The organism is Geodermatophilus saharensis (assembly GCF_900188205.1).
GTDB classification, from domain to species: Bacteria; Actinomycetota; Actinomycetes; order Mycobacteriales; family Geodermatophilaceae; genus Geodermatophilus; species Geodermatophilus saharensis.
The window spans coordinates 437,923-452,834 of sequence record NZ_FZOH01000001.1 but is presented as its reverse complement, the minus strand read 5'-3'; the positions used below and the strand labels follow the sequence as shown (position 1 = coordinate 452,834).

At 75.6% G+C, this 14,912-nt stretch carries 11 protein-coding genes; 5 read left to right on the top strand and 6 right to left on the bottom strand.

The genetic code is table 11. The features are described 5' to 3' along the window. Positions 1 to 79: 79 nt before the first annotated feature. From CHC04_RS02185 to CHC04_RS02175, 3 genes are all read right to left on the bottom strand, one after another. Positions 80 to 2,809, bottom strand: coding sequence for an LGFP repeat-containing protein (locus CHC04_RS02185; protein ID WP_089402235.1), 2,730 nt, complete (start codon positions 2,807 to 2,809; stop codon positions 80 to 82). Next, positions 2,806 to 3,432 (bottom strand): hypothetical protein, encoded by a 627-nt coding sequence (locus CHC04_RS23850; RefSeq protein WP_089402234.1) that lies wholly within the window; start codon positions 3,430 to 3,432, stop codon positions 2,806 to 2,808. Before CHC04_RS23850 ends, CHC04_RS02185 begins: the two co-directional genes overlap by 4 nt. A gap of 143 nt (positions 3,433 to 3,575) precedes the next feature. Beyond that, positions 3,576 to 6,704, bottom strand: a complete 3,129-nt coding sequence (locus tag CHC04_RS02175) for an N-acetylmuramoyl-L-alanine amidase (protein ID WP_141233671.1) — start codon at positions 6,702 to 6,704, stop codon at positions 3,576 to 3,578. 457 nt (positions 6,705 to 7,161) lie between these two features. Here CHC04_RS02175 and CHC04_RS02165 point away from each other — a divergent pair, with 457 nt between their 5' ends. After that, positions 7,162 to 8,538: an LCP family protein gene (locus CHC04_RS02165; RefSeq protein WP_245816920.1), complete on the top strand. Its 1,377-nt coding sequence runs from the start codon at positions 7,162 to 7,164 to the stop codon at positions 8,536 to 8,538. 125 nt (positions 8,539 to 8,663) lie between these two features. On the opposite strand, the gene CHC04_RS02160 is transcribed toward CHC04_RS02165, so the two are convergent. Continuing rightward, entirely contained in the window at positions 8,664 to 9,605 is a 942-nt protein-coding gene (locus tag CHC04_RS02160) for an EamA family transporter (RefSeq protein ID WP_245816919.1), read from the bottom strand. A gap of 120 nt (positions 9,606 to 9,725) precedes the next feature. Between CHC04_RS02160 and CHC04_RS02155 the strand changes: the two genes are divergently transcribed. Next, positions 9,726 to 10,622, top strand: a complete 897-nt coding sequence (locus tag CHC04_RS02155; protein WP_089402631.1) for a LysR family transcriptional regulator — start codon at positions 9,726 to 9,728, stop codon at positions 10,620 to 10,622. Between the two features lie 323 nt (positions 10,623 to 10,945). Here CHC04_RS02155 and CHC04_RS02150 read toward each other — a convergent pair whose 3' ends face one another. Together CHC04_RS02150 and CHC04_RS02145 are read right to left on the bottom strand one after the other, a co-directional pair. Beyond that, positions 10,946 to 11,944, bottom strand: coding sequence for a decaprenyl-phosphate phosphoribosyltransferase (locus CHC04_RS02150; RefSeq protein WP_245816918.1), 999 nt, complete (start codon positions 11,942 to 11,944; stop codon positions 10,946 to 10,948). Next, positions 11,941 to 12,480, bottom strand: a complete 540-nt coding sequence (locus tag CHC04_RS02145) for a phosphatase PAP2 family protein (protein WP_089402629.1) — start codon at positions 12,478 to 12,480, stop codon at positions 11,941 to 11,943. The genes CHC04_RS02150 and CHC04_RS02145 overlap by 4 nt, the downstream gene beginning before the upstream one ends. An 84-nt stretch (positions 12,481 to 12,564) precedes the next feature. Between CHC04_RS02145 and CHC04_RS02140 the strand changes: the two genes are divergently transcribed. The 3 genes from CHC04_RS02140 to CHC04_RS02130 are packed head-to-tail and all read left to right on the top strand — an operon-like array spanning position 12,565 to position 14,910. After that, complete coding sequence (locus tag CHC04_RS02140) at positions 12,565 to 13,368, top strand: TIGR03089 family protein (RefSeq protein WP_089402232.1); 804 nt, start codon at positions 12,565 to 12,567, stop codon at positions 13,366 to 13,368. Between the two features lie 58 nt (positions 13,369 to 13,426). After that, on the top strand, positions 13,427 to 14,245 hold the full coding sequence (locus tag CHC04_RS02135) for a CoA transferase subunit A (RefSeq protein ID WP_089402231.1): 819 nt from the start codon (positions 13,427 to 13,429) through the stop codon (positions 14,243 to 14,245). After that, positions 14,242 to 14,910 (top strand): CoA transferase subunit B, encoded by a 669-nt coding sequence (locus CHC04_RS02130; protein WP_089402230.1) that lies wholly within the window; start codon positions 14,242 to 14,244, stop codon positions 14,908 to 14,910. Before CHC04_RS02135 ends, CHC04_RS02130 begins: the two co-directional genes overlap by 4 nt. Positions 14,911 to 14,912: the final 2 nt, after the last annotated feature.

Below are 14,912 nucleotides of genomic sequence, written 5' to 3'. Positions count from 1 at the left end.
CGCCGCAGCGGGGCCACCGGCGGGCGCGCGACGTGGCCGGGACCCGTTCGTCACACGGTTCCCGCCCGCCCCGCCGCCCTCACCTCGTCAGCGTCCCGTTCTGGAAGACGACCTGCTGCTGCCCGGTGGGCAGCGTCGTGGTGTCGGTCTTCGGGTACCCCAGCTCACCGGCCGGGCCGCCGCGGGCCGCGTACTCCTCGTTGATCGCCGAGGCGACCCACCGGGCACCGGTCGACGCCGACCAGTACACCGAGCCGCGCTGGAAGTCGACCACGAACCCCTGCCCCCCGGGGATGAGGGCCTCGCTGGTGACCGGCAGCCCGAGCCGCCCCGAGGAGGCGCCGAGCTCCAGCCACTTGCGCAGGATGTCCCCGCGCACGACCTGCGCGCCGGTCCCGGCCGACCAGACGACGTCGCCGCCCTGGAAGTTGCTGTAGTAGACCGGCGTGGCGGTCACCCGCGGGTCCCGGCTGTCGTCGCCGGTCGGGTAGCCCAGGTAGGGCGGGCCACCGGCCGTGCGGTAGGCCGCGAGGATGGCGCCCCGGACGTCGTGGGCGCCGGTCGCGGGCGACCAGTAGATCGAGCCCCGCTGGAAGTCGACGACGTAGCCGCCGTTGCCCGGGGCCAGCGCGTCGGTGGTGACCGGCAGGCCGAGGGGCCCGGCCGACGCCCCCAGCGACAGCCAGTGCGCGAGGATCGCGCCGCGCACGACCTGGGCGCCGGTGGCCTGCGAGTGGACGATGTCGCCGCCCTGGAAGTTGGAGTAGGTCACCCCGGGCGCGGCGCGGTCGGTGCCCTGCTCGCCGACCGGGTAGCCGACGAACAGCGGGCCGCCGACCTCGGCGTACTTCACCGCGATCGGCCCCTGGACGGCGTGCGCCCCGGTGGCCGGGGACCAGTAGACCGCCCCGCGCTGGAAGTGCACGACGTAGCCGCCGTTGCCGGGGGCCACCGCGTCGCTGGTGACCGGCAGGCCGAGGGTGCCGGCGGAGGCGCCGAGCCGGAGCCAGTGCTCGCGGATCGCGCCGCGCACGACCTGCGCCCCGGTGGCCTGCGACCACACGACGTCGCCGCCCTGGAAGTTCGTGAACCAGACGCCGGGGGCGTTGCGGTCGGGGCTGTCGTCGCCGGTCGGGTAGCCCAGGACGGGCGGCCCGCCGAAGGACCGGTACCTGGCCAGGATCGCGCCGCGGACGTCGTGCGCGCCGGTGGCCGGCGACCAGTACACCGAGCCGCCCTGGAAGTCGACCACGTAGCCCTTGCCGCCGGGCGCGACGGCGTCACTGGTGACGGGCAGGCCGAGCGGTCCGGCGGAGGCGCCGAGGGCGATCCAGCGCTGCAGGATCGGCCCCCGCACCACCTGCGCGCCGGTGGCGGCCGACCAGACGACGTCACCGCCCTGGAAGTTGACGTAGTAGACGGGCGTGGACGCGACCGCCCGGTCCCGGCTGTCGTTGCTCGTGGGGTAGCCCAGGGCGGCCGGGCCGCCGGCCTGGCGGTACTTCGTCAGGATCGCGCCGCGGACGTCGTGCGCGCCGGTGGCCGCCGACCAGTAGACCGAGCCGCCCTGGAAGTCGACGACGAAGCCGCCGCCCCCGGCCGGCGCGTCGCTGCTGGTCGGCAGGCCCAGGGAACCGGCGGACGCGCCCAGTGCGAGCCAGTGGTCGCGGATCGGGCCGCGGACCACCTGGGCCTTGGTCGCCTGCGACCACACGATGTCGCCGTACTGGAAGTTGGAGTACCAGACCGCGGTCGACACGACCCGGGTGTCCCGCTGGTCGTCGCCGACCGGGTAGCCCATGTACGTGGGGCCGCCGGTGGCGAGGTACTTGGCCAGGATCTCGCCGCGGACGTCGTGGGCGCCGGTCATCGCCGACCAGAAGACGTCGCCCAGCTCGTAGCGCTGCCGGCAGCCGCCGCCGGGCAGGTCGCAGGCGACGTCCCCGAGAGCGGCGCCGAGACCGCGCCCGGTCGCCGCCAGCGCGCGGGCCTTGTCGGTGACCGCCGCTGCGCCGGAGGTCTGCGTCGACCCGAACCAGTCGGTGAAGTAGTTGTAGAAGTTCCGGTTGCCGTAGGAGGCGCAGCGGTCGGTCGACGCCTTGTACCCCGCGGCCAGCGAGGCCGCGTTCGGGACGTAGGGGGTGTAGTTGTACAGCCCCGCGGTCGCCTGGTTCTCGATGTAGACCTGCGCCGAGCCGCAGGTCGGGTCGTTCGGGAAGTACGGGATGGTGTTCACCCGGCCGGCCACGTACCCGTACCGGTTGGGGAGCGCCTGGTAGCGCTTGAACTGCCGCGAGGCCATGTAGACCTGGTTGTAGAAGCCGTTGTAGGTGGCGTCGCAGCCGGCCGGGGTGTCCGGGCAGGCGTAGCCCATGGCCTTGCGCAGCTGGTCGGCGGAGATGCTGGCGTCCTTGACCAGCCCCTGCTCCTTCTGCAGCGTCACCAGGAGGACCTGCGGGTTGATGCCGCAGGCGCGGGCGACCTTGGCGATCACCGCCGCCGCGGTCTCCTGGGCGGCGCCGGCGTACGCGCCGCAGTAGTCGTCGCCGGTGCGGGTCCACGTGTCGAACCGCAGGCCGGCCAGCCCGGAGCCGTTCGCGGCCAGGAACGCCTGGACCTGGTCGGCGTTCATGGTCGTCGAGTCGTAGAAGACGGTGTCGTCGATGATGTTGCCCGGGTCGAACCTGCCCAGGTCGGCCGACTCGCGCAGCGCCGGCGGGGCGGAGGACCCCACGAGCGACAGCGCGGCGGCCAGCCCGAGGACCAGCAGCGCGACGACGGTCAGCCGGGGCCGCAGCAGCCGGGTCACGGGACCACCACCGTGAACGGCGCGGACTCCCCGGCCGAGCGGTCGGAGGCGTAGCTCAGCACGGCGTCCCACGGGCCCGCGGTCAGTGCCGCGCCCGACACGGCCACCTCGCCGCAGCTGGTCGAGGCGGCGTCGGGCTCGGCCTCGGACTCCCCGGTCAGGACGACACCGCCGCGGCTCAGGGTGAGCGTGCAGCGCCCGCCGGCCTCGACGACGTCACCGACGATGCCGCCGGCGAGCACCGACCGGCTCGCGTCGTCCCACTGGGACCAGGTGACGGCGACCCCGACGGGGGCCGGTCCGCCCTGGCCGGGGGCCGGCGCGGTCGTGGACCCGGTCGCGGGCGCCGTGCCGGTGCCGCCCGCGGGGGTGCCGGACCCACCCGCCGACGACGGCGCGGACGACGCAGCCGGTGACGAGGACGACGCGGACGACGACGAGGGAGACGACGAGGGAGACGACGGCGCGGAGGACGAGGTCGGCGTCGGGGGGGCGGCCGGGGCGTCGTCCGCGGCGACCGCGCCACCACCGGCCCGCCACCACAGCACGGCGAGCGCGACGGCGGCGACCCCCAGCAGTGCGAGGGCGACCCGGAGCGGTCGGCGGGATCGGGTACGGGACACGGTGGGTCTCCCTGCTGGACCGGAGCGGAGAGCCGGTCGTCGGCGTCAGGACGGCCGCCCGGCGCCCGGCGGGCGGCGCGTCCACGGCCTTCGTGACCGGGAGACTACGGCCTGTCACGGCCCGAGCGTGGGACCGACGCGGGTCACCGCGGCCCGACGGTCACCGCCCCCGTGGCGGTCGTCAGCGTCAGCACGCCGCCCTGGAAGTCGTTGCGCAGGCCCCCGGCGACGGCGTAGGTGGAGCTGGTCGGGAAGCCGAGGCCGCTCGTGCTGCCGCCGCGGGCGGCGTACTCGGTGGCGAGGGCCCCGGTGACCGCGCGCGCGCCCGTGGCCGGCGACCACCACACACCTCCGCCCTGGAAGAGGACGACGTAGCCGCGCCCGTCCGGGGTGCGCGCGTCGCTGGTGGTCGGGAAGCCCAGCGGCCCCGACGGGCCGCCGGTCGCCAGCCAGGTCGCCAGGATCCGGCCGGCGACGACCTGCGCGCCGGTGGCCGGGGACCACCAGACGTCCCCGCCCTGGAAGTGCACGACGTAGCCGCGCCCCTCGGGCGAGCGGGCGTCGCTGGTGGTCGGGAAGCCCAGCGGCCCCGAGGACCCCCCGGCGGCCCGGTAGGTGGCGAGGATGGCGCCGCGCACGACCTGGGCGCCGGTGCCCGGCGACCACCACACGTCGCCGTCCTGGAACCGGACCACGTAGCCGCGCCCGTCGGGCGTGCGCGCGTCGCTGGTGGTCGGGAAGCCCAGCGGCCCGGAGGTGCCGCCGGTGGCCTGCCAGGTGCGCAGGATGTCCCCGGCGACCGCGTGCGCGCCCGTGGCCGGCGACCACCAGACACCTCCGCCCTGGAAGAGGACGACGTACCCGCGCCCGTCGGCGGTCCGCGCGTCGCTGGTCGTGGGGAAGCCCAGCGGCCCGGAGGTGCCGCCGGTGCCGAGCCAGCGGGCCAGGATGTCGCCGGCCACGGTGTGCGCCCCGGTGGCCGGGGACCACCACACGTCCCCGCCCTGGAAGTGCACGACGTAGCCGCGCCCGTCGGGCGTGCGCGCGTCGCTGGTCGTGGGGAAGCCGAGGGGTCCGCCGCTGCCGCCGGTGCGCCGGTACTCGGCGAGGATGTCGCCGGCCACCACGTGGGCGCCGGTCGCACCCGACCACCACACGGCCCCGCCCTGGAAGGACACCGTGTACCCGCGCCCGTCCGTCGTGCGCGCGTCGCTGCTGGTCGGGAAACCGAGCGGCCCGGAGCTGCCCCCCGCGGCCAGCCAGGCCTGCAGGATCTGCCCCGCCACGGTGCGGGCCCCGGTGGCCGGGGACCACCACACGTCCCCGCCCTGGAAGTGCACGACGAACCCGCGCCCGTCGGGCGTGCGCGCGTCGCTCGTGGTCGGGAAGCCCAGCGGCCCGGCGCTGCCGCCGGTGCGCCGGTACTCGGCGAGGATGTCGCCGGCCACGACCTGCGCGCCCGTGGCGCCCGACCACCACACGTCCCCGCCCTGGAACCGCACGACGTACCCGCGCCCCTCCGGCGTCGCGGCGTCGCTGGTCGTGGGGAAGCCGAGCGTCCCCGACGTGCCGCCCAGCGCCAGCCAGGTCTCGAGGATCTGGCCGGCCACGGTGCGCGCGCCGGTCGACGGCGACCACCAGACGTCGCCGCCCTCGAAGTGGACGACGTAGCCGCGCCCGTCCGGGGTGCGCGCGTCGCTGGTGGTCGGGAAGCCCAGCGGGCCGGCGCTGCCGCCCACCCGCTGGTACTCCCGGAGGATGTCGCCCCGCACCACCTGCGCGCCGGTCCCGGCGGACCAGACGATCGAGCCGCCCTGGACGTCGACGTACCAGCCGCGGCCGTCGGCGGTCGGCGTGTCGTCGGTCAGCGGGGCGCCCAGCACCGCCGGGCCGCCCCAGGCCAGGTAGGTGTCGAGGAGGGGCCCGCGGACGACGCGCACCCCGCCGGCGGCCGAGTCGTAGACCCGGCCGCGCTCGTAGACCTGCCAGGAGACCCCGCCCGCCGACTGCTCCGCGCCGACCGGGCCGCCCAGGGAGGCCCGCAGTCCGGCGTCGCTGGAGTAGCGGGTGGCGATCGGCGACTGCGTCGTCGTGGTCAGCCGGCCCGCGACGAGGTCGCGCAGCTCGCCCAGCCGGGCGTAGCCGGCCTCGCCCGGGCAGGTCGTGTTCCCGACGTCGCGGTGCCCGAAGACCGTCGGCAGCGTGACCTTCACCCCGGCCGCGTACTTGGCGGTCCCGCCGCCGCCGGAGGTCAGCACGGTCGTTCCCCTCGGGTCGACGCCGTGCAGGGAGAACTTCCAGGCGATCATCGCGGCCAGGGAGTCCAGCTCGGCCTGGGTCGGCGCGGTCGTGGCGTGGTTGCCGATCATGGAGACGCCGAGGGTGCCGCTGTTGAAGCCGCCGGCGTGCGCCGCGACCACCGGGCGGGACAGGCCGCCGGCCCGGCCCTCCCACAGCCGGCCGAACCGGTCGACCAGCACGTTGTAGCCGATGTCGCCCCAGCCGCGGCTCTGCGCGTGGTAGGCGTAGATCGACCGGATGATCCCCGGGACGTCGTCGGCGGTGTAGCCGTTGCTGGTGTCGGTGTGGTGCAGCGTCGCGGCCTTGATCGCGGGGGCGTACTGCGGCGTCCACCCCATGATCGACTCGTCGGCTCCCCACTGCGCGCGGGAGTACACCGGCGGCATCGCGGTGGCGGCGTGCGCGGTGTCGCCCAGGTCGGCGGCCTGCAGCGCGCCGTCGGCGGGACTGGTGCCCGGGTCGACCAGCTCGAGGCGGACGTCGCCGGGCTGCGCGCCGGACCGGGTCACCAACTCGGCCTCGACGGCGCTGCTCGGGCCGGTCCACAGCGGCGCGGTCCCGCCGCGGACCTCGTCGCCGGTGGCCGTCCCCCGGTTCTGCTCGGCGTCCTCCACCGTGACCTCGGTCCACGCCCCCCACGCGCCGCCGGCGTCCTGGACGCGGACCTGCACGACGGTGTCGGTGACCGCGGGGTCCAGCCGCCAGGTGACGCCGACCAGCGAGAACGACTTGGTGCCGACCTGGCTGACGGTCAGCGTGGGCGCCGTCGCCGGGACCCCCGCCACGGGGTCGGTGGTGCCGGTCTGCACCTCGGCCTGCGGTGCCGGCTCGGCCACCGAGCCCATCGGCACCTCGGCGGTGGAGGTGGCCACCGGCTCGGCCTCCGGCCCGGGCGCGGCGGAGACGGGGAGCACGAGGACGAGGGCGGTGAGGCCCAGGAAGGCGAGGAGCCCGACGACGAGACGGCGCACGGGAACGAGACCTCCGGGTGGCGGACGGCGACGGGGCTGCCCACGGCGGGTCCCCCGCCTGCGACATCGTCACGACCGGCGCCCGGCTTGAGCCCGGCCCGTCCCGGGCGCACCGCCGCGCCGGTGTGACGCCTGTGACGGGGAGGGGCGGGCGTGGCCAGGTGGGCACCCGGGACCAGACGGGCGGGACGGGGTGGGACGGAGCGTTCCGCCGTGTCGCGGGACCGGGGGGCGTCCGCGGCGCACCTAACCTCGTCGCGTGAGCCGAGACCGCACCGAGCACGGCGGCCCGGGAGGCCGGCAGCTCCCGGCCCGACTGGACCCGCGCGCCGGCCGCCCGTCGCGCCCCCGGGCCCCGGAGAGTCCGGCCGACGCCGGGCACCGCACTCCCCGGGACCCGGCCCCGGCCGGCGGAGCGGGGCGACGCGGCGGTCGTGCCGCCGTCGTCGTCCGTGCGGTGGTCGCCGTGCTGTCGGTGCTGCTGCTGGCCGGCAGCGGCTGGGGCTGGTACCTCGGCCGGGTCGCCGAGGCCACGGTCAACCGGACCAACGCGATCCCCAGTGCCGGCAACTCCGACGCCGGGGACGCCCCGGAGGCGATGAACCTGCTGCTGGTCGGCAACGACAGCCGCGCCGCCCTGACCCCCGAGCAGCTGGCCGAACTGACCGCCGGCGCGGACTCCGGGATCAACACCGACACGATGATCCTGGTGCACGTGCCGGCCGACGGGTCGCGCGCCTCGTTCGTCTCCTTCCCGCGCGACTCCTACGTGGAGATCCCGGGCTACGGGATGGACAAGCTCAACGCCGCCTACGCCTACGGCTACTCCGAGGTCGACGACTCCGCCCCCGAGGCCGACAAGCAGGCCGCCGGGGCGCAGCTGCTCGTGCAGACGATCAGCCAGCTCACCGGCCTGCAGATCGACCACTACGCCGAGGTCGACCTGCTCGGCTTCTTCGACCTGACCAGCGTCGTCGGGGGCGTCACGGTGAACCTGTGCGAGGCCGTCGACGACTCGGACTTCTCCGGCGCGGTGTTCCCGGCCGGGGAGCAGACGATCTCCGGGGCCGAGGCGCTGGCCTTCGTCCGCCAGCGGCACGGTCTCCCCCGCGGCGACCTCGACCGCATCGTGCGCCAGCAGGTGTTCATCGGCGGCGTGCTGCGCAAGATGCTGTCGGAGGACGTGCTGCTCGACCTGGGCACGCAGCGGGAGCTGGTGCAGGCGGCCTCGGAGTCGCTCACCATCGACCGCGACCTGGTGCTGCTCGACCTGGCCCAGCAGATGCAGTCGGTGACCCCCGGCGACATCGACTTCCAGACCGTGCCGGTCGTCGGCGACGACCGCGACGAGCAGGACCGCGCGATCCTGAGGCTGGCCGACGAGGACACGCTGCACGAGTTCTTCGCCGAGCTCTCGGCCGAGCCGGACGCCCCCGCGGCGCCCGCACCCGAGACCCCCGCGACCGCGGCGCCGTCGGAGGTCTCGGTGCAGGTCTACAACGGCTCGGGCACCCCCGGCCTGGCCGCCGACGCCAGCACCGAGCTCGAGGCCGCCGGCTTCGTCGTCACCAGCACCGGCAACGCCGACAGCAGCGACTACGCGCAGACCGTGATCCGGCACGCCGCCGGGGACGAGGCGCTGGCCGCCGCCCTCGCCGCGCAGGTCCCCGGAGCCGACGTCGAGGTCAGCGAGGACGCCGACAGCGGCACCGTGCAGCTGGTCCTGGGCAGCGACTTCAACGGCGTCGGCCGGCCGACCACGCCCCCGGCGCCGGCCGGCCAGGCCACCGCCGAGGCGCCCCGGACGGCGGCCGACACCAGCTGCATCAACTGATCCCCCGGAACGCCGACGGGCCCCTCCCCACTGCTGCGGGGAGGGGCCCGTCGGCGTCCGGGGGCAGCGGGCCGGGTGTGGCGGGCTCCGGCACCCGTCCGCGAGGCGGCCCCGGGGACGTCGGCTCAGGACAGCTGCGGCGCCCGCCTCTCCACCGCCGCGGGAGCCTGGCCGGGGTCGGCAGGCGGCGCCGGTGGCTCGCCGACCGGCCGGTGCGCGAAGATCGTGGACCCGATGCTGGCCAGCACGACCAGTGCCACGGCCGCGGCCTCGCGCGCTCCGAGTGGCTGGGCCAGGAGCACCCAGCCGGCCAGCGCGGCGACGGCCGGCTCGAGGCTGAGCAGGACGCCGAAGACGCTGGGCGTCAGCCGCCGCAGGGCGGACAACTCCAGCGTGTAGGGCACCACCGAGGCGAGCAGGCCGGTGACGGCCGCCAGCAGGAGCAGGTCGGGCCGGCCGATCGCGGCCGCCGCACCGGCGGCTCCGACCGGGACGAGGGCGAGGGAGCCCACGGCGAGGGCGACCGCGAGACCGCCCTGTCCGGGTACCGCGGCGCCCACCCGGGCGCTGGTCAGGATGTACCCGGCCCAGAACACCCCGGCCAGCAGCGCGAAGGCGACTCCGACCCGGTCCAGCCCGGAACCTGCACCGGCGTGCGCGGCCAGTCCGAGCAGGACGACGCCGGCCGCGGCGAGCAGCACCCACGCCGTGTCGCGCACCCGGCGGGAGAGCACGGCGGCGAGCACCAGCGGGCCGAGGAACTCGATGGTGACGGCGGTGCCCAGGGGGATGCGGGCGATGGCGGCGTAGAAGGAGGCGTTCATCCCGGCCAGGCACAACCCGAACGCGGTCACCGCCGCCCACTGCCGCCCGGTCCACCGGTGGAGGTGCGGGCGGGTCACGACCAGCAGCAGTGCCGCGGCCACGAGCAGCCGCAGCAGGGTGACCCCCGCGCTGCCCATCGCGGGGAACAGCTGCGCGGCACTCGCGGCGCCCACCTGCAGGGAGACGCAGGAACCCAGCACCATCAGGACGGCCGGACCGCTGCCGGTGCGGCGGGGGCTCACGAGGACGGGGCGGGGACGACGTCGGGCACCCCGCCAGCGTCGACGACACGTCTTCCGTGGTCCAGCGGATGATTCAGCACTACACTGATCAGCAGTGCTTACTGGTTGAAGGGCGACGGCGTGCTCGACGTTCACCGGCTGCGCCTGCTCCGGGAGCTGCAGCGGCGCGGCACCCTGGCCGAGGTCGCCCGGGCGCTGTCCTACAGCCCCTCGGCGATCTCCCAGCAGCTGTCCCGGCTGGAGACCGAGACCGGCGTGCAGCTGCTCGAGCGGGTCGGTCGCGGCGTGCGGCTGACCGAGCAGGCCCGCATCCTCGTCCGGCACACCGATGCCGTCCTCGAGCGGCTCGAACGGGCCGAGGCGGAGCTGACCGCGTCGCTCACCGAGGTGGGGGGCACCCTCCGCGTCGCCTCCTTCCAGAGCGTGCTGCTCACCCTGATCCCGGCCGCGCTGACCCGTCTCGCCGAGCAGCACCCCGGGCTGCGGGTCGAGATGACCCAGCGAGAGCCCGAGCAGGCCTTCGCCGGACTGCTGACCCACGACTTCGACGTCGTCCTCGGCGAGGAGTACGCGGGAGAGCCCGGCGTGGCGGTGCCCGGCGTCGACGAGGAGGACCTGCTGCTCGACGAGATCCGGCTGGCCCTCCCCCGGAGCGGCAGGTGGAGCGACGCGGGCACCGCACTCGCAGACCTGGCCGGCGCACCGTGGGTCCTCGACCCGGCCGACTCGCCACCGGGCCGGTGGGCGCGCACGCTGTGCCGCGGCGCCGGTTTCGAACCCGACGTCCGGTTCGACAGCCCGGACTACCTGCTCCACGTCCACCTGGTCGAGACCGGTCACGCGCTCGCGGTGCTCCCGGACCTGCTGTGGACCGACCGTGAGGCCGACCTGAGACTGGTCCCCCTGCCCGGGCGACCCACCAGACGCCTGTTCACCGGGGTGCGCCGCGGCGCCGCCGGACACCCGGCGATCCGGGCCTTCCGGGCGAGCCTCCGATCAGCCGTCGACGGCGCCTGACCGCCGGGGTCGGCGGAGCCGGCGCACGTGAGCGCCCAGGAGGGCTCCCGCGAGCAGCGGCACGCTGCCCAGACGGGCGAGCGCGACGCCGAGCCGGTGACGACCCCGGGAGCCGGGCGGCCCACGAGGCGGCGGACACCAGCGTGGCGAGGCCGTTCACCGAGGCGTGCGTCGTGCCCACCCGCCGAGCGGCGCGGCCGGCGCCGGCCCACTCCGCCTGTCCCGGACGCGCTCCCGAGCAGGTTTATGGCGACCGCGGCCCGAGACACCGCGTGCCCCGCCCGGGGATCCGGACGGGGCACGCGGCGAGGGACCCGGGCGGGTCAGCGGGTGAAGACCCCCACGCCGACGAGGACGGCCCAGAACAGCCCGAGGACGAGCAGCACCTTGTCGCCGAGGACGATCTCCTCGGGGGCGCCGGCGGCACCCTTGTCGACGTCGACGGCGTACCGCAGGATCCCGAGGACGAACGGCGCGATCGAGACCGTGGACCAGGGGATGCCCTCCTGGGTCTCGCCCATCTCGAAGGCCCAGAGGCTGTAGGCGGTGCAGGCCACGCCGGCCGAGAGGCTCCAGACGAAGCGCAGGTAGCTGGCGGAGTAGGCCTTGAGCGTGCGGCGGGTGGCCGCGGCGTCGCCCATGACCACCAGCTCCGAGTACCGCTTGCCCGCGACCATGAACAGCGACCCGAAGGCCGCCACCAGCAGGAACCACTGCGACAGCTCGATGCCCGCGGCCACACCGCCGGCCACGCCGCGCAGCAGGAAGCCCGACGCGACGACGGCGAGGTCGATGACCGGCTGGTTCTTGAGGAAGAACGAGTAGCAGATCGAGATGACCACGTAGCTGCCCACGACGCCGGCGAGCTGCCAGCGGGTCAGCAGCACCGCGCCGCCGAGCGCGACGACCAGCAGCACCGCGGCCATGACGATCGCCAGCGGGATGGGCACGACGCCGGCGGGGATCGGCCGGAACCGCTTGCGCGGGTGGCGGCGGTCCTCCTCGATGTCCCGGAGGTCGTTGATGATGTAGATGCCCGACGAGGCCAGGCAGAACACCACGAAGGCGATGACCGTGGGGCCGAGGACCTCGGGCTCGAAGATGCGGCCGGCCGCCAGGGGCGAGGCGAGCACGAGCCCGTTCTTGACCCACTGGCGCGGGCGCAGCGCGCGCACCATGCCCCACGGGAGGCCGCCGCGGAAGCCGGGCAGCCGTGGCGCCAGCTCGACGGTCTCCTCCCGCCCGGCCTGCGGGGACGCCGCGGGAGGCCCGGGGACCTTCTGCTCGGCGCGGACCGAGTCGGTGCTGGAGGGTGTGCTCACGCCCGTGTCTCCTCTGTCAGGCGGCGTACCAGGGTCCGGGTGACCCGAGCCGCGAGGCCCCCGAGGAGGGCGCCCGCGGTGACGTCGCTCGGGTAGTGCACGCCCAGGAGGACGCGCGAGACGAGCATGCTGCCGAGCAGCGCGCCCATGACCGGACGGCCGACCAGCGGCGCGTACCCGACGGCCGCCGCGGCGGTCGAGCAGCTGTGCGCCGACGGGAACGACAGCGTGCTCGGCGTGCCGACCAAGGCGGGGATGTCGGCGAACGCCGGCCGCTCCCGCCGCACGACGCGCTTGACGACGACGCCGGCCGCGTGCGCGGCGAGGACGCCGGCGGCGCCGGCGGCCCACTCGTCGCGGCGCCGGCCGGAGAGCCAGCCGAGCCCGCCGATGGCGAGCCAGCCGAGGGCGTGCTCACCGAAGTGGGACAGGGTCTGGGCGACGGGCACGGCCGGGGTGTGGCCGAGCCGCCGTCGGGTCGCGCGCAGCAGCCAGGCGTCCAGCCGGGCGAGGCTGTCGATGGGGATCGCGGTCATCGGGATCCGACTGTAGGCGGCGGGCAGCACCCCGCCCCACGACGCGCGGGGCGGACTGTCTCGTCACAGTGCCACTCTCGTCCCGTGCCCACCACGCGACCCTCCACCCCGTCGGACCTCCTGGACCTCGCCCTGCGGCGCGACGCCTCCGCTCCCCTGGTCACCTCCTACGACGACGCGACCGGCGAGCGGGTCGAGCTGTCGGCCACGACGCTGGCCAACTGGGTGGCCAAGACCGCCGACCTGCTGCAGGACGAGTTCGACGTCGGCCCGGGCAGCACGGTCGCGGTCGTGCTGCCGGTGCACTGGCAGACCGCCGCGGTGCTGCTCGGCGTCTGGAGCTGCGGCGCCGCGGTGCTCGACACCGCCGCCGAGGACGACGGCCGCCTCGACGCCGCCGACGTCGTCCTGGCCGCCCAGGACCGGCTCGCGCCGCTGGAGGAGCAGGACCTGCCCGAGCTGCTCGGCCTCTCGCTGCACCCGCTCGGCCTGGGCATGACCGGCTACGCCGGGCCGGCCCGCGACTTCGCCGTCGAGGTGCGGGCGCGCAGCGACGTCTTCACCCCGTACGTGCCGCCGGACCCGGCCTCCCCCGGCCTCACCGCCGGTGGCCTGGAGCTGACCCTCGGCGGGCTGGTCGACGCCGCCGGCGAGCTCGCCGGGCGGCTGGGCGTCGCCGCCGGGGACCGGCTGCTGGTCGACGAGCCGACCGCCGCGGAGGCCGGACCGGTCGTCTGGCTGCTGGCGCCGCTGGCCGCCGGCGCCTCCCTCGTGCTGTGCCGACACACCGACCCGACGGCCCTGCGCGCGCGGGCGGAGGCCGAGCGGGTCACCGCTACGCTCGGCGTCCGGATCGAGGGCATCCGCGAGCTGGGCCGGCCCGCCTGAGGGAGCCGGCCGGCCGCGCCGGAGGAGACGGTGGTCAGCTGATGGGTGGGGTCGCCTGATGGACAAGGTCGTCGCGAGCACACGCGAGGCGGTGGCCGACATCCCCGACGGCGCCGTCCTCGCCGTCGGGGGGTTCGGCCTGTGCGGCGTGCCGATCCGGCTGATCGACGCGCTGCTGGAGCAGGGCACCCGCGACCTGACGACGATCTCCAACAACTGCGGCGTCGACGACCAGGCGCTCGGCGTGCTGCTCTACGCCGGCCGCATCCGCCGCACGATCAGCTCGTTCGTCGGCGGCAACAAGGAGCTCGCGCGGCTGTACCTCTCCGGTGAGCTGGAGGTCGAGCTGACCCCGCAGGGCACGCTGGCCGAGCGGCTGCGCGCCGGGGGCGCCGGCATCCCCGCCTTCTACACCCCCACCGGCGTCGGCACGATGGTCGCCGACGGCGGCATCCCGGTGCGCTACGACGCCGAGGGCACCGTGGTGGAGACCAGCGCGCCGAAGGAGACGCGGGTCTTCGACGGCGTCGAGTACGTGCTGGAGACCGCGCTGACCGCCGACTTCGCCCTGGTCCGGGCCGCCGTCGGCGACCGGCACGGCAACCTGGTCTTCCACGAGTCGGCGATGAACTTCAACCCGCTGGCCGGCACGGCCGGGCGGATCACGATCGCCGAGGTCGAGGAGCTCGTCGAGCCCGGGGAGATCCGCCCCGAGCACGTCCACCTGCCCGGCGTCTTCGTCGACCGGGTCGTCCTCGTCGGCCCGGAGGGCAAGAGGATCGAGCGGCGCACCACCCGCCCACGCCCGACCACTGCCGAGCAGTCCGCCGCCCCGCTGGCGGCCGGTGGCGAAGAGGCGACGGAGGAGAACCGATGACCCTGACCCGCGACCAGCTCGCCGCCCGCGTCGCCCAGGAGCTCGAGGACGGCGCCTACGTCAACCTCGGCATCGGTATGCCCACGCTGGTGCCGAACTTCGTCCCCGACGGCGTGCACGTGGTGCTGCACTCGGAGAACGGTGTCCTCGGCGTCGGCCCCTACCCGGTGGAGGGCGAGGAGGACCCCGACCTCATCAACGCCGGCAAGGAGACCGTGACGATCCTGCCCGGCGCGAGCTTCTTCGACTCCGCCACCAGCTTCGCCATGATCCGCGGCAAGCACCTGGACCTGGCCATCCTCGGCGCCATGCAGGTCAACCCCCGCGGCGACCTCGCCAACTGGCTCATCCCCGGGAAGATGGTCAACGGCATGGGCGGCGCGATGGACCTCGTCCACGGCGCCCGGCGCGTGGTGATCATGATGGAGCACGTGGCCCGCGACGGGTCGCCGAAGCTGGTCGAGGAGTGCTCGCTGCCGCTGACCGGCAAGGCCTGCGTCGACCGGGTGGTCACCGACCTCGCCGTCGTCGACGTCACCGTGGACGGGTTCGTGCTGCGCGAGGTCGCCCCCGGCGTCACCCCCGACGAGGTGGTCGCGAAGACCGGCGCCCCGCTGACCGTCCCCGGCGACGTCCCGACCATGACCCTGCCGGCGACCGTCTGAGC

Coding starts and splice junctions, on each gene's coding strand:
- CHC04_RS02145 (WP_089402629.1), bottom strand. CDS start 12,480: ATGACCGCGATCCCCATCGACAGCCTCGCCCGGCTGGACGCCTGGCTG.
- CHC04_RS02130 (WP_089402230.1), top strand. CDS start 14,242: ATGACCCTGACCCGCGACCAGCTCGCCGCCCGCGTCGCCCAGGAGCTC.
- CHC04_RS02135 (WP_089402231.1), top strand. CDS start 13,427: ATGGACAAGGTCGTCGCGAGCACACGCGAGGCGGTGGCCGACATCCCC.